Origin of the sequence: Streptococcus mitis (genome assembly GCF_965111735.1) — a bacterium.
GTDB classification, from domain to species: Bacteria; Bacillota; Bacilli; order Lactobacillales; family Streptococcaceae; genus Streptococcus; species Streptococcus mitis_DR.
Genome location: NZ_OZ217346.1, coordinates 1708121 through 1730393 on the forward strand (window position 1 = coordinate 1708121; position 22273 = coordinate 1730393).

23 protein-coding genes are annotated in these 22273 nt (G+C 37.5%); all 23 read right to left on the reverse strand.

Going from position 1 to position 22273, the window contains the following annotated elements; translation table 11 throughout:
• Positions 1–2: 2 nt before the first annotated feature.
• Positions 3–1076 carry an N-acetylmuramoyl-L-alanine amidase family protein gene (locus ACLV7W_RS08250; protein ID WP_411865770.1) on the reverse strand — a complete coding sequence of 358 codons (1074 nt, stop codon included), beginning with the start codon at positions 1074–1076 and terminating at the stop codon, positions 3–5.
• A gap of 119 nt (positions 1077–1195) precedes the next feature.
• The gene (locus ACLV7W_RS08255; RefSeq protein WP_049493610.1) at positions 1196–2803 is read right to left on the reverse strand and encodes a CTP synthase; all 1608 of its coding nucleotides are present in this window, start codon (positions 2801–2803) and stop codon (positions 1196–1198) included.
• A 578-nt stretch (positions 2804–3381) separates the two neighbouring features.
• On the reverse strand, positions 3382–4719 hold the full coding sequence (locus tag ACLV7W_RS08260; RefSeq protein WP_411865771.1) for an ISLre2 family transposase: 1338 nt from the start codon (positions 4717–4719) through the stop codon (positions 3382–3384).
• Between the two features lie 110 nt (positions 4720–4829).
• Positions 4830–5159, reverse strand: a complete 330-nt coding sequence (locus tag ACLV7W_RS08265) for a hypothetical protein (protein WP_411865772.1) — start codon at positions 5157–5159, stop codon at positions 4830–4832.
• Positions 5160–5176: 17 nt separating this feature from the next.
• Positions 5177–5557, reverse strand: a complete 381-nt coding sequence (locus ACLV7W_RS08270; protein WP_411865773.1) for a replication initiator protein A — start codon at positions 5555–5557, stop codon at positions 5177–5179.
• Positions 5557–5745: a hypothetical protein gene (locus ACLV7W_RS08275; protein WP_049539904.1), complete on the reverse strand. Its 189-nt coding sequence runs from the start codon at positions 5743–5745 to the stop codon at positions 5557–5559. Before ACLV7W_RS08275 ends, ACLV7W_RS08270 begins: the two co-directional genes overlap by 1 nt.
• A gap of 26 nt (positions 5746–5771) precedes the next feature.
• Positions 5772–6044, reverse strand: a complete 273-nt coding sequence (locus ACLV7W_RS08280) for a hypothetical protein (protein ID WP_411865774.1) — start codon at positions 6042–6044, stop codon at positions 5772–5774.
• Positions 6041–6859, reverse strand: coding sequence for a ParA family protein (locus ACLV7W_RS08285; protein ID WP_411865775.1), 819 nt, complete (start codon positions 6857–6859; stop codon positions 6041–6043). Before ACLV7W_RS08285 ends, ACLV7W_RS08280 begins: the two co-directional genes overlap by 4 nt.
• 123 nt (positions 6860–6982) lie before the next feature.
• Positions 6983–7573 (reverse strand): hypothetical protein, encoded by a 591-nt coding sequence (locus ACLV7W_RS08290; protein ID WP_411865776.1) that lies wholly within the window; start codon positions 7571–7573, stop codon positions 6983–6985.
• Positions 7574–7587: 14 nt separating this feature from the next.
• Positions 7588–8928, reverse strand: a complete 1341-nt coding sequence (locus ACLV7W_RS08295) for a CHAP domain-containing protein (protein ID WP_411865777.1) — start codon at positions 8926–8928, stop codon at positions 7588–7590.
• Positions 8929–8943: 15 nt separating this feature from the next.
• The gene (locus tag ACLV7W_RS08300) at positions 8944–9195 is read right to left on the reverse strand and encodes a hypothetical protein (protein ID WP_411865778.1); all 252 of its coding nucleotides are present in this window, start codon (positions 9193–9195) and stop codon (positions 8944–8946) included.
• Between the two features lie 19 nt (positions 9196–9214).
• Positions 9215–11164, reverse strand: coding sequence for a virulence factor (locus tag ACLV7W_RS08305; protein ID WP_411865779.1), 1950 nt, complete (start codon positions 11162–11164; stop codon positions 9215–9217).
• Positions 11165–11174: 10 nt separating this feature from the next.
• The gene (locus tag ACLV7W_RS08310) at positions 11175–11822 is read right to left on the reverse strand and encodes a hypothetical protein (protein ID WP_411865780.1); all 648 of its coding nucleotides are present in this window, start codon (positions 11820–11822) and stop codon (positions 11175–11177) included.
• A complete protein-coding gene (locus ACLV7W_RS08315) occupies positions 11822–12130 on the reverse strand; it encodes a DUF5592 family protein (RefSeq protein WP_049538583.1) in 309 nt (102 codons plus the stop codon). The genes ACLV7W_RS08310 and ACLV7W_RS08315 overlap by 1 nt, the downstream gene beginning before the upstream one ends.
• A 163-nt stretch (positions 12131–12293) precedes the next feature.
• The gene (locus ACLV7W_RS08320; protein ID WP_261085707.1) at positions 12294–13424 is read right to left on the reverse strand and encodes a helix-turn-helix domain-containing protein; all 1131 of its coding nucleotides are present in this window, start codon (positions 13422–13424) and stop codon (positions 12294–12296) included.
• Positions 13405–14076 (reverse strand): hypothetical protein, encoded by a 672-nt coding sequence (locus ACLV7W_RS08325; RefSeq protein ID WP_411865781.1) that lies wholly within the window; start codon positions 14074–14076, stop codon positions 13405–13407. The genes ACLV7W_RS08320 and ACLV7W_RS08325 overlap by 20 nt, the downstream gene beginning before the upstream one ends.
• A 105-nt stretch (positions 14077–14181) precedes the next feature.
• Complete coding sequence (locus tag ACLV7W_RS08330) at positions 14182–14463, reverse strand: BRCT domain-containing protein (RefSeq protein WP_411865782.1); 282 nt, start codon at positions 14461–14463, stop codon at positions 14182–14184.
• An 8-nt stretch (positions 14464–14471) separates the two neighbouring features.
• Entirely contained in the window at positions 14472–16793 is a 2322-nt protein-coding gene (locus tag ACLV7W_RS08335; RefSeq protein WP_411865941.1) for a pLS20_p028 family conjugation system transmembrane protein, read from the reverse strand.
• Positions 16794–16914: 121 nt separating this feature from the next.
• Positions 16915–17412, reverse strand: coding sequence for a lipoprotein (locus ACLV7W_RS08340; RefSeq protein WP_411865783.1), 498 nt, complete (start codon positions 17410–17412; stop codon positions 16915–16917).
• Between the two features lie 225 nt (positions 17413–17637).
• Positions 17638–18135 carry a hypothetical protein gene (locus tag ACLV7W_RS08345; RefSeq protein ID WP_411865784.1) on the reverse strand — a complete coding sequence of 166 codons (498 nt, stop codon included), beginning with the start codon at positions 18133–18135 and terminating at the stop codon, positions 17638–17640.
• Positions 18136–18220: 85 nt separating this feature from the next.
• Positions 18221–21349: a VirD4-like conjugal transfer protein, CD1115 family gene (locus tag ACLV7W_RS08350; RefSeq protein WP_411865785.1), complete on the reverse strand. Its 3129-nt coding sequence runs from the start codon at positions 21347–21349 to the stop codon at positions 18221–18223.
• Positions 21350–21353: 4 nt separating this feature from the next.
• Complete coding sequence (locus ACLV7W_RS08355) at positions 21354–21599, reverse strand: hypothetical protein (protein ID WP_411865786.1); 246 nt, start codon at positions 21597–21599, stop codon at positions 21354–21356.
• A gap of 171 nt (positions 21600–21770) precedes the next feature.
• Positions 21771–22208 carry a single-stranded DNA-binding protein gene (locus tag ACLV7W_RS08360; RefSeq protein WP_411865787.1) on the reverse strand — a complete coding sequence of 146 codons (438 nt, stop codon included), beginning with the start codon at positions 22206–22208 and terminating at the stop codon, positions 21771–21773.
• Positions 22209–22273: the final 65 nt, after the last annotated feature.

Genomic DNA, 22273 nt, shown 5'->3' on the forward strand with positions numbered 1-22273 from the left:
TCTTATTGCCAAGCACCTGAGTTGCCAACGTAGTAACCATCAGGCGTGTAGGTATTACGAAGCATCTTACCTGATGAAGCTAGATAATACCATTTGCCATTGTCTTTGACCCAATCATTCGCTAGCATGGCACCAGAAGAACTTACATAATACCATTCTCCCTGGTCATAAACCCAAGTGCTTGCTTTCATGGATCCTGAAGTTGATAAATAGTACCACTTGCCTTGGTCATATAGCCAGTCACCAGCAATCATAGCCCCTGATGATTTAAAGGCATACCAGTTGCCACCTTGATAGAGCCAAGTTTGATTAAACATAATCCCTTTATCGTTCATAAAGTACCAAGTTCCCTTGTCCTTAACCCAATCGTTCTGCACTAATTGACCTTGTTTTTGATAATACCAGTTTTGGTTTGATTTTAGCCAGCTTTCTGCTTTTACAATCGGATAAAGTTCTTTGAAAGATCCTCCATCATATTTATGACTAATAGACTTTTGTTTTTCAAGTTTCAACTCGCCATTGTCATAGTCTGCCCAAGCAAAGACTTTTTGACCATTGACAGTCTCTGGTAAGGTAGCAGTGTAAGTCTTGGTTTGATAATCCCATTTAGCATCAAGGTAGGTGTATTGATCATTTGATTCTTCAATACGGTAGTAGCCTCTCTTTCCACTATCATTATGAATATCATCCACAACTTTCGTTGACCAGATCTTCACTTCGTTTCCGCTCTTAGCCTCGACCTTGATATCTCCTCTATAGCCATATGGAACATAGAAATTCAGGTAACGCCCCTCTACACCCATCATAGACTTGTTCTTTTCTTGACCTAGGAAATTGACAGTCTGATTTTGACCATTTAGACTAACCGTCCACTCAATTTTCTCGGTTTTTGGCAAATCCAAGACTTTAATATCCACTTCATGGCCATTGTTGAATCGAAGAATCTTGCCATCTTGATACTGTACTCCACACTTAACAACCCATTCTTCTTTAAGCTCAAATGCCTGCCCTGAATGTGGAAAAACCAGTAAAGCTAGACCAGCTAGAGACAAACCAAATAATGTGATTTTTTTCATCGTAGATCCTCCTTAGGATTTTTTATGTTAATTATATCACTATGTTTTTATTTTGCAACTCATATCCTAAATATGCAAGCAAAAAACCTCTGAGATTCTTCTCAAAGGTTCTGATTTTGCTAATTACTGTTCTCAACTGCTGCAGTAACAAAGGCAGTGTAGAGTTCTTCTGGGCGGTTTGGACGACTTGACAGTTCAGGGTGATACTGACACGCTACAAAGAATTTATTTTCAGGAATTTCCACGATTTCTACCAAACGATTATCTGGAGAAACTCCTGAAAAGACAAAGCCTGCTGCCTCAAACTGCTCACGGAAGGCATTGTTAAACTCATAACGGTGACGGTGACGGCGTTGTACCACTTCTTGATTGTGATAAGCAGCCGCAGCCTTAGAGCCACGTTTCAACTTAGATGGATAAAGTCCCAAGCGAAGGGTTCCCCCCATATCCTCAACATCAATCTGATCACGCATGATATCAATGATAGGGTATTTTGTTTCTGGTGCAAGCTCTGCAGAATTGGCACCTTCAAGACCTAAAACGTGACGAGCAAATTCGATACAAGTCAACTGCATTCCCAAGCAGACTCCCAACATTGGAACATCATTTTCACGCGCATAGCGAATGGCTTGGATTTTCCCTTCCGTACCACGCTGGCCAAAACCACCTGGTACGATGATTCCGTCCGCATCAGACAAGAGCTCTGCCACATTCTCTGCTGTCACATCATTGGCATTGATCCAATTGATTTTAACTTCTGCGTCGTTGGCATAACCAGAGTGTTTCAAGGCTTCAACCACAGAAATGTAGGCATCTTGCAACTCAACATACTTACCGACAAGGGAAATCTTGACTTGTTTCTTGAGGTTCATGACCTTGTCCACCATGGCTGACCATTCTGTCATATCTGCTACTGGTGCATCTAATTTCAAATGGTCACAGACAATTTGGTCCATACCTTGTGCCTGCAAATTCAATGGAATTTGGTAAAGGTGTTCAACATCCAATGATTCGATAACGGCTTCTGGTGCCACATCACAGAACTGTGCTAGCTTGTTTTTAATTCCTTGACCAGCTGGTTGCTCTGTACGAATCACCAACATATTTGGTTGAATTCCCAAACCACGCAATTCTTTTACAGAGTGTTGAGTTGGTTTGGTTTTCATTTCACCAGCAGCCTTGAGGTATGGAAGCAAGGTTGTATGGATGTACATAACATTATCCGCACCCACATCTGCCTTCATCTGACGAAGAGCCTCTAGGAATGGCAAGGACTCGATATCTCCTACTGTTCCACCAACCTCTGTGATAATGACATCAGAGTCGGTCGTTACAGCGGCACGCTTGATTTTCTCTTTCAAAGCATCTGTGATATGAGGAATGACTTGAACAGTTGCCCCAAGGTATTCTCCACGGCGTTCCTTACGAAGAACTTCACTGTAAATTTTCCCAGTTGTCACGTTGGAATATTTATTGAGATTGATATCGATGAAACGTTCATAGTGACCCAAGTCCAAATCTGTCTCAGCCCCATCATCTGTCACAAAGACTTCTCCGTGCTGGTAAGGACTCATAGTTCCCGGATCGATATTGATATAAGGGTCAAACTTTTGAATGGTTACTTTGAGACCACGATTTTTCAAGAGACGACCCAGACTCGCTGCGACAATCCCTTTCCCAATAGACGATACCACACCACCAGTTACAAAAATATATTTCGTAGACATAGATTCCTCTTTCTAAAATGCTCAAGGCCTTGTTGACTACGAGGGGACATAGGAAACAAGACCCTACTAATAAGAATAATCTGGGACGACTGCACCAGATTCACAACTAAAATACAAGAAGATAACTTCTTAAAAAAACAAAAATAGCTCCCTAAGAACTAGGGAGCCCCGACCTCTAAAAGAGGTGCCCGAACAATATGATACCTAAAAATAGGACAATTGTCAATAGCTAACTTTTATTCGTATGCGGTAGAATTTTTTAGAACACCTAAATTCATAATTTTTCAGGAGAACATCACCGAGTTTAAAAAAAGACTGAACAAATTTCTTGCCCAGTCTTGACATTGATACACTTATTAGGTATCATTAATTAAAGACTGAGTAAGAAGGTCGAGTTCTTACTCGGTAAGGCGAGAAGTGTTTGCGCACTTTTCGTCTTTTTTATTCGATTAATTTAAGCAAATTATAACACATTTTCACATACCGCGCAAGCATTTTATGCTTGATTGTAGCACAAAAAGGCCTTCTTTTATAAAGGTTATTGTTATATAACTTTTTATATACTTTATTATGTACTTCTATTGTTTTCGGAAGTAGGATAATCTTTTACTATCAGGGTAACATTGATATCTAGATGTATTTTCTTTATCCGTTTTGCTCATTCTTTTTTTAATGGTATAAGCAGAAACTTCCTCTAAAGAAATAAATTTTTCATAATCTTCTCTCCAGTTGCCAAAGAATAGCTCCCTCAAGGAATCCTCATAATTCAAAACAATTATCCGACTCATCGTCTCAGCTCCAGCAAGTGTCCAGTACATTCCTCTTTTTTTCATTCTATAAGTGACCTTACGATGCTGACTCTCCATTATCCCGATTCCTGCATGGCTGAATCCTCTTTGTTCGGCTGGTTTAGTGTATTGGAAATTTCTCAATATTTTACTCTTGAACTTCTCAAATAACTCTTGTTCTTCTTCTGATTCGATATAACTTTCAGTCGTATCTAAAACAGTTCTCATTAGCTTCTTATCATGTTGCTTAATCGCCTGGAAAGCTCTCTCTAATAGATCTTCAGAGTAAAATTTTAGATAATTCTTTAACTCCTTATTTACATGGTACTCATCCCAAAAATGTTCGTGGCGTTTAATTCGCAAAACCTTCGCAATTTCTTTGAAAACATAAGGTGTATATCCATGCCCCCCATCAGAGTTCGTAATTAATAAAGTCTGTTCCGTAACTTCGTAATTATTGAATAGATAATCAATTACCTGCTCCCTCACTAAGCGATTGTCAAGGCCAATAAATTCTTTTTTGTCCTGAAGTTCAAATCGATTGCTACCAACTTTCTGGCTTCCTGTATGGACTACAAAATGGGATAAATCGTAATGTTTATTATCCTTCTGTGTGTCACGTGCTTTGACCATTACACCATCACCCTCAATATAAATAACCTGGGCTTTTCTTTTGCTAACCTCTTTATTCTCTTCATAATATCGATAGCCTTCCCTTTCCTCCAATAACTTCTCACAAATTTTTACAGCTTTTACTACAATTGGCTTTGTGATCGAAATGTGATAAGTCAATTGGATCACCTGAGTTACTTTATCATATGGCATTAAAGTAGATAATTTAGCCACCTGATACATAAATTCCCATGAGAAGCGGACGTTCTTCTGAAGCCCTAACTTCTCATCTACTGGAATGACCCAATGATCTCCCTTTTTCCAACGTCTTCTTCTGAAAGTAAACTCTCCAAATGTAAAAGCGACGGTTCGCTCCATTGAATGAATACAGGTATAGCCCTTTGCTTTCATAACTGGAATCATCTCCTCATCATACCTAGAAACAAAGTTATAAAATTCTTTTGCATTTTGAAACAGCAATTGATTTTTTAGTTCTCTCTCATCAAAGAAAGCCATTCAGAATCCTCCCTTATTAAAATTACGCTTATTTTAATAAATTTTGACCTGAATGTTCAAATAATCCTTTGTTCTAACAAAAAAAAGAGCCTATCTTTTCAGATAAACTCTTACTTGTCATACCAGGGTTTCTCTTTTTTACTAAAATAGGATTTGCTCATGTCAATAGTGAATATAGCCATTGGAATCAAAATGATACTCCATAGAATTGTCACAATTCCATCTGCAATAAAGGAAAAACCACCTGTAAAGTGAAGTCCCAAATACAGTAATAATACAACTGGAAGGAAAGCTGGAGCGAATTTTAAAACGGCCAATCCTAAAACGACTATAAACACCATACTAAGACCAAATGTCTTATAGAACATATAGATAGCTATAGCTCCGATAAAAACAAAGAACAGCTGAACAAGTCTTTTAATATCAATGAAAATCATCATAGATTCCTCCTACTTTATCAGTAATATTTTAAAATCTCATCTGTTAAGTAAATTCTATTGGGTAGATTGGACCCTTGGCGGACTTCTTCAATTAAACCATGATTCTTTAGCTTCTTTTTCAAAGAAATCACTTTGCTTTTACCTGATTGAAGAGCCTCCATTAGCTCCTCTATAGGGTAACATACAAAAGTATTCCCATTTTCATCATATCCTTTTAATTCAAAGTCAACTGCAGCTCTTAAACGATTTAATAAAAGCATGTAGAGAAAAATTCCACTACTCTTCAAATCATTGAACTGTGGGTTGTCTATTATTGGACGAGGAATAAAGAATTGTCCTGAATCTGTTGCTGCTGAAGAAAATTCTGGAATATCTGATAAATTTGATAAGCATTTCATTATTCCTTCTCCATTTCAAGTGATTTTTCATCTGAACTGGAAATATTAGACTCTGCCTCGTGCAACTTTCTAAGAAGTTCCTCCTTCTCTCTCTTTTTCTTCATATCACGAACATGCTTTTTCTCTGGTTGTGGATCTTCATCGTCATTATCATTTTTCTTCTTTATTTCTTTACTAAAATCTATCATAAAAATTCATCCTTTCCGATATCTCATTACTTAATTTTTTTCTGCATCTTTTCCCATTCTCTTATAATCATCTTCTCGATATAAGATGAAGCTGATTTCTCACCATGATACTCTACTAAAGCATCTAACATATCATATCGAACATTATGATGTAAAGAGAATGGATATCTTTGCTTTTTATTATAGCTCTCAGGAGACTTTCTAGCCTCCTGATTTTGTTTCCTAGACGAAGGAGTCTTTTCTCTCTTTGATGTACTTTGGAATGTTTGTTTTACTTGTGCGAATCGATTCTCTGTCATGCTACCTCTCCTTCTAACACACTCAAAATATTTTCATATACGTAGTTTATATTATCATAAAACTTTTGATGTGTCTCTTTTTGGTTAGCTGTCATCTCTTCATGCTGCTCAAAGACACTCTGACTGATCACAAGACTCTTGGCCATGAGCTCTTTCTCCTGGATAGAACCTAGGTAAGCTGAGTCTTCTTCAACAACTTCTAAAAATTGTTTACAGGTGTCTGTTACATTGTTTCCAAAGTACTTAATCTTATTTCCAATAAGATAAGGTTCTGCTTTAACATAGCTTTTCTTAGTAATCACTTCGATAGCTTCGCTCTTAATGAAGTCTACAAAATTTTTTAAAGATAACCAGGCACGAAAACCATTAAGAGAGGCATCAGAAACAGCCAAGACAATATCTGACACAGCTATAAAATTTGCTGTAACTAAACTCTCATCATTGTGCGTATCAATCAGAATGACATCAAATTGCGCTTCTAACTCTTCGTAATGTTCGCTAAACCACATAAACAACTGGAGATACTTGTTGTTTCGACTAGCAAGATCTAACTGCTCATCTGTCAAACGCTCATCACCACAAATCAAACTGAGATTTTCTGATATTGGAACAATCTCATACTCTCCAGTCGTAAATATATCATAGACGGTTTTCTCACATTTTACATCAAATGTTCTTGTCAAATTACATTCCCAAGCTCCATCAATGAGTAGTGTTCTAAGCCCCTTAACACGTGCCAACCAATCCCCTTCATTAAAGGTATCTGTAGTCTTACCACCGCCACCTTTTCCTAAGTTTGTAGTCTGAATCTTCATGATTCCCTCCTTGGATAATTGTATATTTTGTTATATAACTTTTTATATACTTAATTATACCTAAAACAACTTTATTTGTCAATATAAAAGCACAAAAAGTTATATAACTTTTTGTGCAACTTGTTATCCGTATGTACCACCTATATTTCCGCCAACATAGGCTTTTAGCTGGATTTGTTGAACCGTAGTATTGAAATTTCCAACGAAATAGCTGTTCTCTTCTCCATTCTTAGTTAGAACAACCAAAAATTGAATCACATCATCTGATTCAGTTGGCATCACTTCCAATTGTTTAGGTTGAAAATCATACTGATTCGTCAGAAGAGCCATCGCAAAGGTTTGAACCATCGCATTCTGTGTCATAGATAAATGATTCTCGATTGTTCCCTTGACATTTGGCAGAAAATTCGTCTTTTTTATATCTGCTACTGCTTCTTCAAAGGCTTTTAACATTTCTTTTTTGTCTTCTGAGCTTGCCTCTGCATAGGGGCGTTCTAGTTTTAACTTAGCTGTCCGATAATTCTTCTCGTCTGCTGTTTCCTCTTTGGAAGACGGCTCGTTTTGAGTGGTTCCTGAAGAACTCACCTGGGCAGCTTCTTCTATTTTAGTTTGTTGAGATGGCCTGAAACTCGATACAATCCCTATTCCTGCCAAAACCAATAGAATACCTACTACAATCGATACAACCATATTCTCCTTTATCCAATCAATCATCTTATATACTCCTTTTAATTTGAATTCAATTTAGGTTCCCTATCATCTGGATAGGCAAACGAAATAACTTGGGCTCGCTGTTGTTCTGGAGTCCAAATTCGATAGTCCCATGTATAAGGGGTCTTAAACGTATCCCAACCACTTAAAGGTGTATTTTGTTCTACAAATAAGATAGATCCGTTTTCAAAGACATGACATACAATTCCTGTATGACCATAGCCTCCGCCTCCCACCTGTGTAGAAAAGATAGCACCCCTTTTGGGAGTTGACTTAAGTGAATTCCCGAATATTGATGCCCAGGCTGCTGCCTGATCTTTCCCATTACCTTGAACTGAACCAGAATGACCCCATATATGATTTCCAATACTAATTGTAAGATTCACACATTGTCCAGCATAATCGTCCCTTCCAGAATTATACCACCCTGTAGACTTAGCATAATCCATGCCTAAACTCTTAGGATCGATAATAAACGGTTTCAAACTATCTGGTAAATCTTCTGGTTTATACCCCCACGCAGTCGCATCTGAAGGAACTTTCCCTGTTCCATCGACACTACCACCTGATTCACCACAATCACTTTTTTCAGCTGAAGAAGAAATAGCATTATCTGAAGAACTGGCATCTTGTGTATTCGATGCTGCATAAGGTTTCTCACCATGAGCAGCAATGGCTTCCTTATCAAGCCACTGATACTTTGTACCTAGCTTTTCGTACATATCAGTTAGCTTGCTCTTATAAGTGCCATCTGTGGCCCATCCACCATCTGCTATGGCAGATAGAGTTGCAATGCCATTTATATTGTTTATAGCCCCTTTATAAAGTGTCTGGTGAGCCATAAACTCAGCTTTCCCTACAATCCCTGCATCATAGCTAGAAAACCAAGTATAAGCTCCTCCTGTACCGTCTCCAACGTTTGCTCCAGGCTTTGTTCCTGTTAGGTCAATACTGTCTTCACCATACGTCGCAATAGTGACTGGAAAATCGCTTTTTCTGGAGGTTTTAACACCTCCCATGTTATGAGCCTTCCAGAAGGAAGTTCCATTAGGATTCGTAAAATTAAAGCCATTCTCTATCATAGTTTGAGTGATGGAAGCTGAAGGTAGAAAACCTCCTGCTCTCCAAGATAGAATATAGGATTCCTTATGCTTTTTTACAAAATCATCTATGGAGCCATCAGCTGAAAAAACTGTTGAGTCACTAGTTGAAGATGTTGTGTCTATTGCACCACAATCATGTCCACCATTACTAGCTATAGCGCCCATTATCCCAGCTAACATGGCCATCCCAACATTGATAATTAACAGTATCGCTACAAAAGGAAGGATAATCTTAGACTTTAATAATTTTTTCATAGATACCTCCCCTATCTACCACAATCCTAATATTGTTCGTAAAATGCCATAAAAAACTAAAAATACAATAAACCCTAGACCTATTTTCTTTAGACCATTAAAAAATTCCTTATCTCGCTCCTTTTGTGCTTCTAGACGTTTTGGATCTGATTCTCCCTCTGAAGCAAAATAATCTCTTTCTTGTTTCATACGATATTTGCGAATCAAAACATATTCATCAAATTTCTGCTTTGTCCTTGTAATCATTCCTGATTTGTTTTTAACCATTTAAATTTAATGTCCTTTCTTATTCGATACCACCATAGCGCTCAACTTCTGGAGCTAATAATTGCTGATTAAATACTAGATTTCCAACTCCTGCAATATTCATAAACAACTGTCCTTTGGCTAGGCGAGGCAATGTTTCTAATTCAGACTGATTCATTGATCCAGATAAGGCGTTGGCTAGTAGAGGAACACTGGTTTCATCCGTCTGAGCAAAAACTCTATATTGCATCAGACCAAAAATCCTCTGAACTGCCGTTACGTACGGATCCTTATGAGTGCCAATCCCTGTCTCAAACAGAATACCCCTCAGAGAATTAACGGACAACACAACTCCAGCAAAGTTTTCCCCCATTGTATCAATCATATCTGCCAAGAGATTCACACTGCTCTCATGCTTAGGATTAATGAGTGTCTGTGCCCCACTAATATTGACAATATAGTGTTGCATATCCATCTCTGTTAAGCTAGGGTTCCTTTTCAGTAGTTGCTTACAACGTTTACCGTTATTAACAATATCTGCTGAAACAAGAGAAAGAACTGAGAATATTTGAACATTTAAGAGATGAGGGGCACTCTTCAATCCAGAAAAATCAAATGTCACAACTTGCTCTGAAGAGATATCTTGAAATTCGGTTGTCCCCTCGAAAATTTCTGCGTTTGTTGTCAATAATTCATTAAAAGTATTGTAAATACGTTTAACGGCTTTGTTTTCAGCCATATCCGTGCTAGAACTTTGTTCTAGTCGACGTTTATAGGCATCAACAAACAAAATGAAATCTGACAAGATAGGATAGTCTTCATTAACAAGATCCGTTGCTTTCAGTTTTTCTGGATTCAACGATGGATTTCGAGCCCATAAATTTTCTTCAATATAGAATTCATTCAAGAGAGTTCCAAATGTGATTAAATCGTCTCCTGTCACTTCATTATTCAGGAGTTTATAAATACTCTTTAATTTCTCGATATGAAGGTTGTAGGACTTTTTCTTATCAATTTCAGTTCCTGCTTCATTGGTTACTGTTGGAAAGACCTGGAAGATATTAATTCGGTTAGCTTCACCTGATAAATCAAATATCAATCCATGCTGCTTTCTTGTCTGATCAAGAAACTGACCAGTAGCATCAAAATTACGAATATAGTGTCCCTTTGCATAAAGACCATCTGTATGTTTCATAAGGAAAGAACGTTGTCCCATCTTTGGATTCCCAGATAGAATCATAAACGAACGTGTTCTTTTTTCATCACGTTCTAGGAAGTTGAAATTTACTGCTCCGTTTGTTGGAGTCCAACCAAGATAAAATCCCTTTTCATCTTCAAGCTTCGTATGATTAAAGAAATATCCCCCAGCTATTGAGTGGGCTGGAGTAGGTATTCCTCTTCGATGATTTGGTAAATCAATCTGATACTCAGCTGGAATAAAAGGAGCATGATATTCAAATTCTAATTCTCCTGATAGGATAGTTGATTTGAATTTAGACGTTTTGTCTTTAACCTCTTCAACTTTCTTAAACAATTCTTCTTTGGTTGATGCGAACACAAAGACACGAATATACATCCCATACATAGCTATATTCCGCTTATCAATGTCTCGACTTAACTTATTGAGATTGTCAATTTCATCTAGTTCTTTCCGATTATTTGTTAATTTACTGTTATTAGTAATACGTGTTGATTTTTCTTCAATAGAGTCCTCTATCTCTTTTTGAAGCTGTCTATTATCTTCTTTATACAGTGACAAGAAGGCACGTGTACCAGGTAATAGCAATAATTCAGAAAGCCAAAAACGATCCATTCCTTCAGTTGGATATTCATAGTAGTGTATGACCGTATGATATCCATCTCCACTTAACCAGGAACGATCATCTTTTTTAAAATCAATATTTCCTTGCGGTTGAATCTGGCTAAGGAAAGCAAGGTCATATCCTTCATTCTTTAATTGTCTTTGTCTACGTTTTGATAAATCAGGCATACTATCCCTCCTATACTTTCTCATTCATATTGTTGTATTGTTTTATAATCTGAATTTTCTTCCTATAGCTAATTTCTTGAGGAACAAAATCATTATTTCCATAAGTTTGCGCCTTCCGAACTAATTCGTCCAATTCAGTTGTTGTAGGTGCAAATAGCCACAGTATAAACTCTGTATTATAGACTTCTTGTCGTATGCTCTCTTCAACTTTAATTTGACTTTGAAGCCAAAGCTCACGATCTTTGAGTTGTAAAAAATGTCTCTCATTTACTGATATCTTAGAGAGATCTTGTCGCACTAAATTCAAATGATGGCGCAAGTCAGAAATTTGTGTATCAGTATTTGTTGGCAAGGTTGTCGTCTCTACTTGGATATTAGGTCCAAATCGAGTTAACCAAGTTTCAAAATTTTCGATTGTACGCATCACCTCGTTATAAGACATCGACCCTAAGTCTTTACCTGGTATTTCCATCAGCTGCAAGAATCCATAATCTACTAACTGGATATAAGCCTGTCTGTTTGGAATAATTGATTTTACGTCTAACAACTCAACACAAGAATGTAAATCGAAATATTCCTGAGTATACTTCTTCATTTCTCGAATACGTCCTAAAGGGCGTTTCTCAATATTTTTGGATGAAGTTTGTTTAATTGCCATTATGATTTTCTCCTTCTGATATAGTTCAAACTGATGTAACGTTTTCTTCTTCGTCTGAAGAAAAGAAACATACTGTGCCAATTCTTTTTACCACCGTTAGCTGGCAACACCAGATACAAACTCATAACTGGTGTTAAAAATATGAATGCGAACATTTGTATCCATTGACTTTTCGGAAAAATTCTTAATCCAACGCTTAGAGCGATTAGCCCAGTTATTCCTACAAATGTAATATCCAGAATAAGAAGTCCTATAATCTTGATTTTGGCATAAATATCTCTAGGTACACCATATTTTTCACCGTACATTAATTTCTCCTTTATATTTGTTTTGACACTCACATTATAATGAATAATCGAAAATATCTTTTAAAGGGACAATAGCATTTTTCCCATCATCCTTCAGGAATAAATTACACAAAAAGTTATATACTTTTTTACACAATAAAAGAAGCCTCAATACTGAGACTTCTTACTTAACTATTCTTAAAATTGGACCATGTTTTGGTGGTTTTTGTTCATCAATTGAAATATCTAAAGACTTCTCCAATTCATCTTTTGGCAGGGATAAATAGGAAATTAATTCATTCCTCTGAAGAATGTCATTTGTAACAATCAGCTCATATACCTTTCTATAAAGGCTTGGTTTTTCAGGAATTATCTCTGTATCTAACGGCTCCTGTCTCTTCCACTTATTAAAAGCAATTTTCTTAAACAGATACAACTTTTGATCATCACTTATTAACTCTAGTTGATGTGTTCTCATAATCATAGCCTGAATAGAAACCTTCCAATATTTTTTCAACTCAATATAAAAATCTAAATTAGTAGATAACAATGACTTTAAAAAACCATTTTCAGGCAACAATAGACAAGAAGCAAAATAATTAGCTTGTTTTTCAATAACATTCTTTAATTCCTGTGATGTATAATCATGAATACTTTCAATATCTCCGTGAAGTAAAATATGTCCGATCTCATGAGCGATGTTAAATCTTCTGCGAACTGCTGATTCGCCGTTGTCTGTCAACATTATGAACGGTCTATCTCCTATCCACTCTGATACCGCATCTAGTGTTTCATCGGACATATTTGCTTCAACAATAATGACACCATTAATTTCCGCTACTTCAAGTAAATTAGAAACTGGTAAATCTATTCCAAGTCCCCAAATCTCTCTCAATTCTCTGGCTTTTTCTTCAATATCTTTATTAGTGATATCATGAATATTTTTCATTAGAATATCAGGAAGAACTAACTGGGGAAAATTCACATAGCGAGATAAAAAATCATAAATTTCTTTTTGAAATTCCAATCTCACTGCTTGCATATCTCTTATTTTCTTAGTGGATGCAGACTGACTACGAAAAAAAGTTGCTCCTTCATAAAAACTTTTTGATTCAGAAGTAAAGTAATTATATGGAAAATCTAGTTCGGCAACAATAGTCATTAGGTTATTGGCTCCTGGTTGCGTTTTACCTAATTCATAATTCGAAATCATCTGTCGGGATATCCCAGTTCGTTCTGCTAAATCTTTCTTTGTTAATCCCCTAGCTATTCTAGCTTTTGTTAATTTAGAGGGATTAAATATTCGTTGTTCCATTTACTACTCTCCTACGAAGATCTTCCGATAGCTCTGTTAATGTCAAATCTAGTTTCTTTTGGGTTGCTCGTTCTTGTTCTGTAGAAGTTATAATGCGTGGAGCATTTAAAATATCTACTTTCTCAATCCATTGTTCTGAATCAACATCAGGTAGTCCAAGCTGAACAAACTGAAGATGATGATTTGGTCCACCATAAGTGAGTAGTATAAATGGGGGAGTAGTCTCATCATACCGTTTATTGATATCTTCTTGAGTAGTGAATAGATCAAACTGCTTATTCTTAATACTAGCAACACTTCTATGCAGAGCTTTTTTAGGAACGGCTCTTACACTTCTTGTTTTCACAGGGGATATAATAGCTCCCTTTGTATCAATCATAGTATAGGTATAGCCATTTCTTTTATTGTTCGTTGCAGCTATCATTTGCACGTCTACTGGCATAGATGAATCTTCTAAAACTAAACGTAGAGCAACATCTACTAAGGCTTGTCTAATATGACCATAAGTTTTACGCATTTCAGGATGTTGCAATACAGGAGTAGCATTAATCAATTCCCATAGATATCGATAGGCTTCTTTTATACTATAAGCTAATTCTCCTGCCAATCTTGGGTCGCATTCTATTTCTAAGTGACTCTGTAAAATTCCCATGTCTCTTCTCCAATCTTTAACTATCTATGTGATATGTTAATAGTTTACCATTTTTTTAAAAAAATGTCAACATCTATAACATACTTTTACACACAAAAAGAAGCCTCAATCTTGAGACTTCTTAACTAAATCAAAGAATGCTTCTTCAGAAAGAAAAGTAATCAATTGGCCTTCTGATAGTCTTCTAAGCGCTGCATCATGCTTCTTAGACCTTTTATCTGGATCAAAAAGATTCAACTGCTTGTGTCCTACAACTAATATATCTGTCCTAGAAGACACATAGTTTTGCACGACAGCCCCTTTACTTTCTAAAAATCGTACTGCTTCTTCTCTAGTTAAAGGACGTAGGCTTCCTGTGATGACAATATTCTTCCCTATTAAATCCATAATTCATCCTATTCCTCCTCTTCAGGACTTTCAGCACCTGTGATATGTCGTCCTCCCTGCATACGCTGTCCTGCTTGTTGCATCTGTTGGTTCATGTATTGCATTTGATTCATGCTCTGTTGAAACTTTTGTTGAGAAGAGTCTGCTTGTTTCGGTGCTTGTGTCGATTCTACAACTGATGGAGCTGAATTTTGAATTGGAGCTTCTGTTCCTCCAGTTGGATGAGCTGAATTTTGAATTGGAGCTTCTGTTCCTCCAGTTGGATGAGTTGAATTTTGGATTGGTGACTCTGTTCCTCCAGTTGGATGAGTTGAATTTTGGATTGGTGACTCTGTTCCTCCAGTTGGATGAGTTGAACTTTGGATTGGTGACTCTGTTCCTCCAGTTGGATGAGTTGAATTTTGGATTGGTGACTCTGTTCCTCCAGTTGGATGAGTTGAATCTTGAATTGGTGGCTCCACTCCTTCAGTTGGAAGCGATGAATCTTGAATTGGGGACCCTATTTCTTCAGCTGAAGGAGTTGAATCAACAATAGGTGCATCCGTTGTTCCTAGATCGATTGGTGGCTCAGGAATGTCAACTGGTCCAAATTGATCAAGTCCAGGAACAGCATCGTTTTTCAAAGCATTATAGGTCGCATTTTGAGCAGAGACAGCCTTATCATCTAGGTTATTTAAAACGTTGCCAACTGCCCCTTTCGTATTTTGCATAGTTTCAAATGCTTTCCATTCTGCCAAATCAACCATATTACTTACTCCACCTTTGGCCGCATTCATTAATCCCTGGTCTTTTACAGAGTTCAAAGCACCTTGAATACCACCTCCAGTTCTTGCAAGGCTATTCCCCAGAATCTGACTTCCTTTAGACAGAGCATCTGGAGCTTTTTTAGCCATATCCATACCAAATTGACCAAGCGCCATACCCCCATTAAAGACACCTCCTGCTCCAGCCGCAAAGGCATTGCCCATCATCATAGCACCAAGCAATTGTTGCGCTGTTTCGCTATGTCCTGTTGAAACTCCAAGCCAGCGTTCAATCATGGCCACTCCTTGCATTGCCGCAAAGAATACTCCCACATAGACAAAGGCAGCTGCAAGACACTGTTCCCACATATTGAGTCCATCAAAGAATCCGCCAGAAAGCTTAGATACTGCTGAGACAGAAAGGATTGGCAAATCTCTGAAAATCTCAAGTGTTACACGCATAATAATAACCTCAAAGAAGATTCCTGCTAAGGCACCTCCAATGGTTCTTAACAACTCTTTATATTTCTTTGAATTTGATAGGGAACTATATCCAAGAATTGGAGAAATCATTGCTTCAATCAGAATATCAAAGATTGATTTAACGAGCTTAATGATCATGCTGATCAAAAGAACAGCTAAGATTATGTACTGGAGGAACATTCCTATCCAGTTGACTTTATAGCGCATATAAACGGATTCAAAAGCACTCAATTGATTAATGAGGCGGTGTTCTGTGATGCTTTCAACTCCAGTGTTATTAGAATTCAACTTATGGAGGAACAAGCCTTTAATTCCTTTTATTTTATCGTCTTCCTGCATATCCTTTAACAGTTTTGGATTTGTCGTACCATAGTTTGCCCCAAAATCAATCTTGGTCGCAAAATCTGCCGTATCCCGTTGGTCAGGATTATCCGTGATATTATTGACAGGAGTTGACCCCTCCTGAACGGGCTTGATATAGCCATAATCATCCATTGGAAACAACTCTGTAGAAAAATCCTTGTATATTAAGACTTTTAGGTCTACCACATTATTTTTCATAGGTTGAAGAGCCAAGGAGGAAGTTGGTTGAATACCTGAAGGGGCTTCACTGGAAACCATCTGGATAGACATGGCATCCTGTGCCACTGCGGTTGAGATAGTGGTCAAAGCTAGTGGCAATACGGCAGTTACAGCCGTTACCAAAAGGAAATTAATGATAACCCCCTTATACTTTACTGGCTTAGTAAAAACTCCTGCGACAGCCGACACAACCAAAATCAGGGTGAACAAGGACGTCCCCAATAACTGAAACCAGTAAAAGAACTGGCCTACAATCGTCTTTTGATCTCCCAGATAACCGAAGAGACCAAAGAGCTTGAACATATTATTAAAAACATGTTCTAGGCTGGAAGTGATTTGATAAAGAGCCTTGGCAATCCCTCCTGGCAAATAGGCTAGAAATGCCATAAATGCAGGAGTCGGTTCTAAATAGTTTCCCCAGTAGGAATAGAATTCCGCCAGCTTTTTTGCATTCTCGCCTGTGATTTCACCATTGAGATTCTTGACCTCATTCATCAAATCTGAAAAGGTTTGATAGTGCACTAAAGGTACCTTCTTTCTTTCTAAGATACCCCTATCATATTCGATAATAGCAAAATCGTTTTTAAAGGGACAATGAAATTCTGACAATAAAAAAGCCTCAAGTAATTGAGACTTTTGTAAGTTAATCTGCTTTTCCATTGAAATCATAGAAAGCATTGTCTTCTTTATAGCCACGAAGTAATTCAATGACTCTAATTTTTTTACCACCTTCAGTCAGTACGACTTGATAGTAAGCACCAGCCTCTTCAGGCTTATCTGCATTATCACCAACAGCTATAGTAAAATTATCCTTTCCTTTCAGTTGACTTTCTAAACTAACAATAGTTCCTCTGAAAGAGGCTGGAATTGCCTTCACTTGTTCTTCTGAAAGAACACTGTACCTAATGCTTCTACCGTCATTATTTGAAATGGTTCGCTTTTCTTTATCGAATTTTAAAGTAGATCCTACTCCACCACTAAAAATAGAACTATCATAACTATCTTCTTGTGAAAAGCCCGTATAGCTATCTTTTAGCACATTTTTAGCAATAGAATCAGGTGATTTTTGACCACAAGCTCCAAGTATAATCAAGGCTAAACCTACTAAAACAATTCTTAAAAAGTACTTTGCTTTCATCATTTATCTCCTAACTATTGTTTATTTTATTATAGCAAACAACTTTTTTGCTTGCAAGTGTTTATATAACTTATTATATATCTTTTTAGATAACTTCATCCGCAAAGAAGTCGTCTCCGTCATCATAATAATCGCAGTCGCCTTGAATGACATTAGCTACAGTTGCCTGAAATAGTTCATCTGTATCTGACAACAAAAAAAGCCTCAAGTAATTGAGACTTTTGTACGTTAATCTGCGGTTCCGTTGAAATCATAGAAAGCATTGTCTTCTTTATAGCCACGACGAAGTTCAATGATTCGGATTTTTTTACCACCCTCGGTCAAGACGACTTGATAATAGGCCTCTGCTTCTTCTGGCTTATCTATATCCCTATAATCAACAGCGATTGTAAAATTTTCTTTTCCTTTCAGCTGACTTTCTAAACTAACTAGAGTGCCTCTGAAAGCGGCTGGAATTGTCTTCACTTGTTCTTCTGAAAGGACACTATAATTAATACTTTCACCGTCGTTATTTGAGATGGTTCGTTTTTCTTTATCAAATTTCAAGGTAGTTCCTACTCCACCTTTAAAATCAGTACTCTCATAACCATGTTCTGGTGAAAAGCCTGTATAGCTATCTTTTAGCACATTTTTAGCAATAGAATCAGGTGATTTTTGACCACAAGCTCCAAGTATAATCAAGGCTAAACCTACTAAAACAATTCTTAAAAAGTGCTTTGCTTTCATAATTTTTCTCCTAATCATTATTTATTTCATTATAACAAACAGCGTTTTTTCTTGCAAGTGTTTATATAACTTATTGTACATCTTTTTAGATAACTTCATCCGCAAAGAAGTCGTCTCCATCATCATAATAATCATAGTCACCTTGAATAACACTAGCTGCAGCCGCCTGGAATAATTCATCTGTGGAAGTAAAGGATTGGGATTGTACCTTTTGTCCTTTACTGTGACGACCTGATAGTTTAGGAGTTTCGCCATTGTTGCTGAGGAGTGGCATGGTCAAACGTTGCCTCCAGTCTATGATATTATTGAAGGCTGTACCTGCATCAACTGCTATTTCCTGGAGCTCTAGATCACGGTGGGCACTTTCGACTGGAATATCCGCAAGAGTCATCGATGTATCAAACTCCTCTTGTAAGAACATGTACTTGTAAGGGAAGCTGTTCTTATCATGTGCGAAGATTGGATCCGTTGTGACCTTACGTCCAACATTATCCCGTCCCTTGACTCCACGTAAGATAACCGCTTCTCCTTCCTGGAGCTTGGCCAATTGCGTTGGTGTCAACAACTCTTGTTTTGGATTCTCGACAGCTACATTTGGATTGGCTTCGTCCAAGATATTGCTGGAGCGTCTTCTGCGAGTAATGGTACGTGTACCCAACTCCCCACTAAATCTCTTATTGGTATCTGGAGACGTCGTTTTGACGTAAACTTTCAATGAACAGTTATCCAGAATCGTTTGCGCAACATTTTCACCATAGACATTAACCAATTGTTCCAAGTTTTGAACCCAAAGATAATAGAGAATGTTTTGCCCCAATCCGATAGAAATTTTCGTATCCATGTGAGGAATAGCTGGAATGTTTGTAAACTCATCCAAGATATGGAGAATGCGATTGATACATTTCCGCCCATTTGTTAAGGCAAGGTCATAGTTGGCATTGTATAACTGATCCAAGAACAAAGAGACAATCCCATTGTACTCTGTTCGGTTTGGTGGTGTTACCAGATAGACGACTCTTGGTTTATCGGAGTAAATCAACTCAATATCTGACTCTTGGAGAAGATTTTGAGTGTCTTCTTTGCTCTTCAGAACCCTTACATCGATATGATCTAAAATTGGCTTCTTGGTATACTCATCTAGTTCTAACCTATCTCCATCTTTTCGATAGACTTTTTCAGCTGAGAATTGGAAGACCCGATCCCGAACTGGAGACTTACCATTTTTCTTATGATTAAAATCAATCGTAACCGTAAACTGATCTGGAAGTTTAGGTTCGATGGCATAAGTCAGATAGCCTTCTCCATCAATAAGAGCTGTCGCTTGCTTCACATAATCGACTTGCTTTTCAACTTTACCCCATTTCTTCAAGCCTGTAATGGTTACCCTAGCAGTCTTATGCTTGAACTCATTTTTTAATTGACTGTTGGTGCTTGATCTCAACTTAACAGATAATCGACGTGGGAAGGCAAAAGACTCTAAATCAATCGAGTTTTTGGAAGTGAGCTTCGCCACGTTATCTTGCAAGAATAGGTTGATTCCTGTCATCATGCTAGAGTAGACATTTCCTTTAGTCTCATCACCACCAAAATCTGAAGCACGAAATTCGATATCCGCCATTTGTCTAAATTTCGAGAATTGTTTTTGATTGACTTGTCTCAAATTATCAAAATAGACTGTGATTTTTGACTTTTTCGATACTTGTTGTTCTCTGCTTGGATTCTCAACGATTTCACCAGCACCATCTACAAAGACTTCTTCAGACCCCATTGTCGCCAAGAATTTCGCAACGTTAGGGATCGTAATGGTATCCCAGGCATCCTCTTCACCATTTTGAACGGTTTCATTAGCCCGATCCATCAAAGCCATTGTCAGAGCGTTAAACAAGGATATAGAAGACTTACGGAAGTATTCAGCATTTCCCTTCTCTCCACCTTTTTGTTTCGGATAAATGGATTCTGCGACTGCATTGACATAGGTTTGAGTTTTCTCATAGTAGCCCTTCTTTGCGGCAGCGATGGCTAGAGCTAGCGGATTGAAGGACATAGACCAATCCATATTTTGGAAAGAAAGAACATTGACATCATAGTCACGTTGCCTCATGAGTTTGTAGGAGGCTTGATAATGTTCCCCTTTCGGGTCTGCTAGTACCATCGATGGCTGCAATTCAGCACGACTGTTGATTTCAATTGCTGGAGTAATATGACCTTCACCCTTACCTGAACGAGTCATCCCAATTCCTAACAGATTCGTCGGCTTATCTTCAATGTAATAATATCCAGAAGGAAAAGCTAACATGCCTAAAATCCGCTCCGCATTTGTCACGTATCGGCTCATTTTTCTATTTTGCCATAACATTTGAGTTCTCAGTGTTTGTCCTGCTAAATCATGAGTCAGTTCATGAAGTACAGGAGCTCCACCTTCACCTGGATAAGTTAAATCTTTATTGGGGATCTTTTTGTATTGACGACGAATTTCATCAATCGTCACAAAACGGTCATCTCCTTCTTCATTGTTGTTATAGTCTCGAAACTGCTCGAAGTTCACCCAGGCAGATTTCCAGGCGAGGACTAGACCCATCAGAAAGAGAGGAAAAGCTAAAATTGGTGCTATTAAGAAGACTTTAGCGTTCAATAAGCTTTGAAACAAGAGGCTGTTTAAGTCAAAGTTTACGGCTTTACTAGCATCTTTAAACGACCAGACACTAAAATAGAGAAAGCGAATTGTGGCTCTCAAAACAGTAACCAGGTAATTGGTTAAGATAAAAGCAATAAAGCTAAAACCTAATCCCATATAAACGAAGCTGCGATAACTTTTAAAATAAAGAATGGGTTTCATTTCTTTATCAAAACGTTTCCGTTCCCGTTTTACAAAGGGAATCATATAAACAATTCGAAAGAGAATATTCCAAAGAATGAGAGAGACAAGCGCAATGATTTTTGGAATTAATAACTTTACCCATTTGAACAGCCCTCTAGCTGATTGCTTCCATACCTGTTCCCAATTAATTGCTTTGCGACCTTTCCAACCTCTTTTTATTGTCTGGCTTAAACTAGTCTTACCTGCTAATAACCTTTGATAATGTCTTAAAAAATACGGCTGGAAGAGTTTGAATAGGTAATAACCTGCGCCTCCTAGAAAAAAGAAGGTATTGATCCAACTGGCTCGAATCAGTTGGATAAGGGTATAAAATACTACTTCAAATAACTCAAACAAACTACTACCCCCTTACACCTTCCAAAAACCATTCCATTTTTCGAGTATAAAAGCTCGAAAAGAGAAATATGTGAAACTGTAGCCTTGGAGAGGCTTTCTCATAACGGTTAAAATAGTCTTCCAACCATTTCTCTCCATCCAAATGAAGAATATTCAACCGACTGGATCGACTTTGTTCTAAGTAATTGGTCACCTGAAGAGATTCCGCAATCAATTCATCAGACAGATAATTGTATTTTTGTCTTGCCATTGTTGCACTCCTTTCATATTATTTCTTAATTCCCCTCTATTCTAAGGGATAATATCAAATTCTTTGTTAAAGGGACAAAAGATATTATTGCATAAAAAGTTATATAACTTTTTATGCAATAAATGAACCACAAAAAAAGCACACAAGTGTCCTTGTATGCTTTCAATCCATCTAGAACGGGGAATCCGCATCCATTGGTTCAGGATAGGATGGAGGATTAGAACTTGGTGTCGGCTGAGAAAAACCCTGTTGTTCCTGCTTACGTCGGTTAGATGCCTCCTTATTTTCAAGGAAAGTGATTCCTCCTTGTTGGTTTGGTGAAATAAACTGATACGTCCGACGTTGACCTTGTTCATCATTATAAGGTCGTTGGATAATTTCTCCTTTTAAGAGGATTGGAGAGCCTTTAGATAGGCTCTGAGCCATCAATTCCGCTTGTTTTCCATAAACTTGTACATGGAAGAAATTAGAGATTGGTTTATTTGTATCATCAGTCATGCTAGAGTCACAAACAAACTCAAATTTGAAACTGGCATGACCATTTTGAGTTTGACCTACTGCATCATTTGGAATAAATGCAACACGTCCAGAAGCAATAAATACTTGCATTTTTTCTCCTTTCAATAAAGACCACAAGAGAGTTATACCCTAGCTTGTGGTCATTCTTTCATTTT

Coding starts and splice junctions, on each gene's coding strand:
- ACLV7W_RS08250 (WP_411865770.1), bottom strand. CDS start 1,076: ATGAAAAAAATCACATTATTTGGTTTGTCTCTAGCTGGTCTAGCTTTA.
- ACLV7W_RS08255 (WP_049493610.1), bottom strand. CDS start 2,803: ATGTCTACGAAATATATTTTTGTAACTGGTGGTGTGGTATCGTCTATT.
- ACLV7W_RS08260 (WP_411865771.1), bottom strand. CDS start 4,719: ATGGCTTTCTTTGATGAGAGAGAACTAAAAAATCAATTGCTGTTTCAA.
- ACLV7W_RS08265 (WP_411865772.1), bottom strand. CDS start 5,159: ATGATGATTTTCATTGATATTAAAAGACTTGTTCAGCTGTTCTTTGTT.
- ACLV7W_RS08270 (WP_411865773.1), bottom strand. CDS start 5,557: ATGAAATGCTTATCAAATTTATCAGATATTCCAGAATTTTCTTCAGCA.
- ACLV7W_RS08275 (WP_049539904.1), bottom strand. CDS start 5,745: ATGATAGATTTTAGTAAAGAAATAAAGAAGAAAAATGATAATGACGAT.
- ACLV7W_RS08280 (WP_411865774.1), bottom strand. CDS start 6,044: ATGACAGAGAATCGATTCGCACAAGTAAAACAAACATTCCAAAGTACA.
- ACLV7W_RS08285 (WP_411865775.1), bottom strand. CDS start 6,859: ATGAAGATTCAGACTACAAACTTAGGAAAAGGTGGCGGTGGTAAGACT.
- ACLV7W_RS08290 (WP_411865776.1), bottom strand. CDS start 7,573: ATGATTGATTGGATAAAGGAGAATATGGTTGTATCGATTGTAGTAGGT.
- ACLV7W_RS08295 (WP_411865777.1), bottom strand. CDS start 8,928: ATGAAAAAATTATTAAAGTCTAAGATTATCCTTCCTTTTGTAGCGATA.
- ACLV7W_RS08300 (WP_411865778.1), bottom strand. CDS start 9,195: ATGGTTAAAAACAAATCAGGAATGATTACAAGGACAAAGCAGAAATTT.
- ACLV7W_RS08305 (WP_411865779.1), bottom strand. CDS start 11,164: ATGCCTGATTTATCAAAACGTAGACAAAGACAATTAAAGAATGAAGGA.
- ACLV7W_RS08310 (WP_411865780.1), bottom strand. CDS start 11,822: ATGGCAATTAAACAAACTTCATCCAAAAATATTGAGAAACGCCCTTTA.
- ACLV7W_RS08315 (WP_049538583.1), bottom strand. CDS start 12,130: ATGTACGGTGAAAAATATGGTGTACCTAGAGATATTTATGCCAAAATC.
- ACLV7W_RS08320 (WP_261085707.1), bottom strand. CDS start 13,424: ATGGAACAACGAATATTTAATCCCTCTAAATTAACAAAAGCTAGAATA.
- ACLV7W_RS08325 (WP_411865781.1), bottom strand. CDS start 14,076: ATGGGAATTTTACAGAGTCACTTAGAAATAGAATGCGACCCAAGATTG.
- ACLV7W_RS08330 (WP_411865782.1), bottom strand. CDS start 14,463: ATGGATTTAATAGGGAAGAATATTGTCATCACAGGAAGCCTACGTCCT.
- ACLV7W_RS08340 (WP_411865783.1), bottom strand. CDS start 17,412: ATGATGAAAGCAAAGTACTTTTTAAGAATTGTTTTAGTAGGTTTAGCC.
- ACLV7W_RS08345 (WP_411865784.1), bottom strand. CDS start 18,135: ATGAAAGCAAAGCACTTTTTAAGAATTGTTTTAGTAGGTTTAGCCTTG.
- ACLV7W_RS08355 (WP_411865786.1), bottom strand. CDS start 21,599: ATGGCAAGACAAAAATACAATTATCTGTCTGATGAATTGATTGCGGAA.
- ACLV7W_RS08360 (WP_411865787.1), bottom strand. CDS start 22,208: ATGCAAGTATTTATTGCTTCTGGACGTGTTGCATTTATTCCAAATGAT.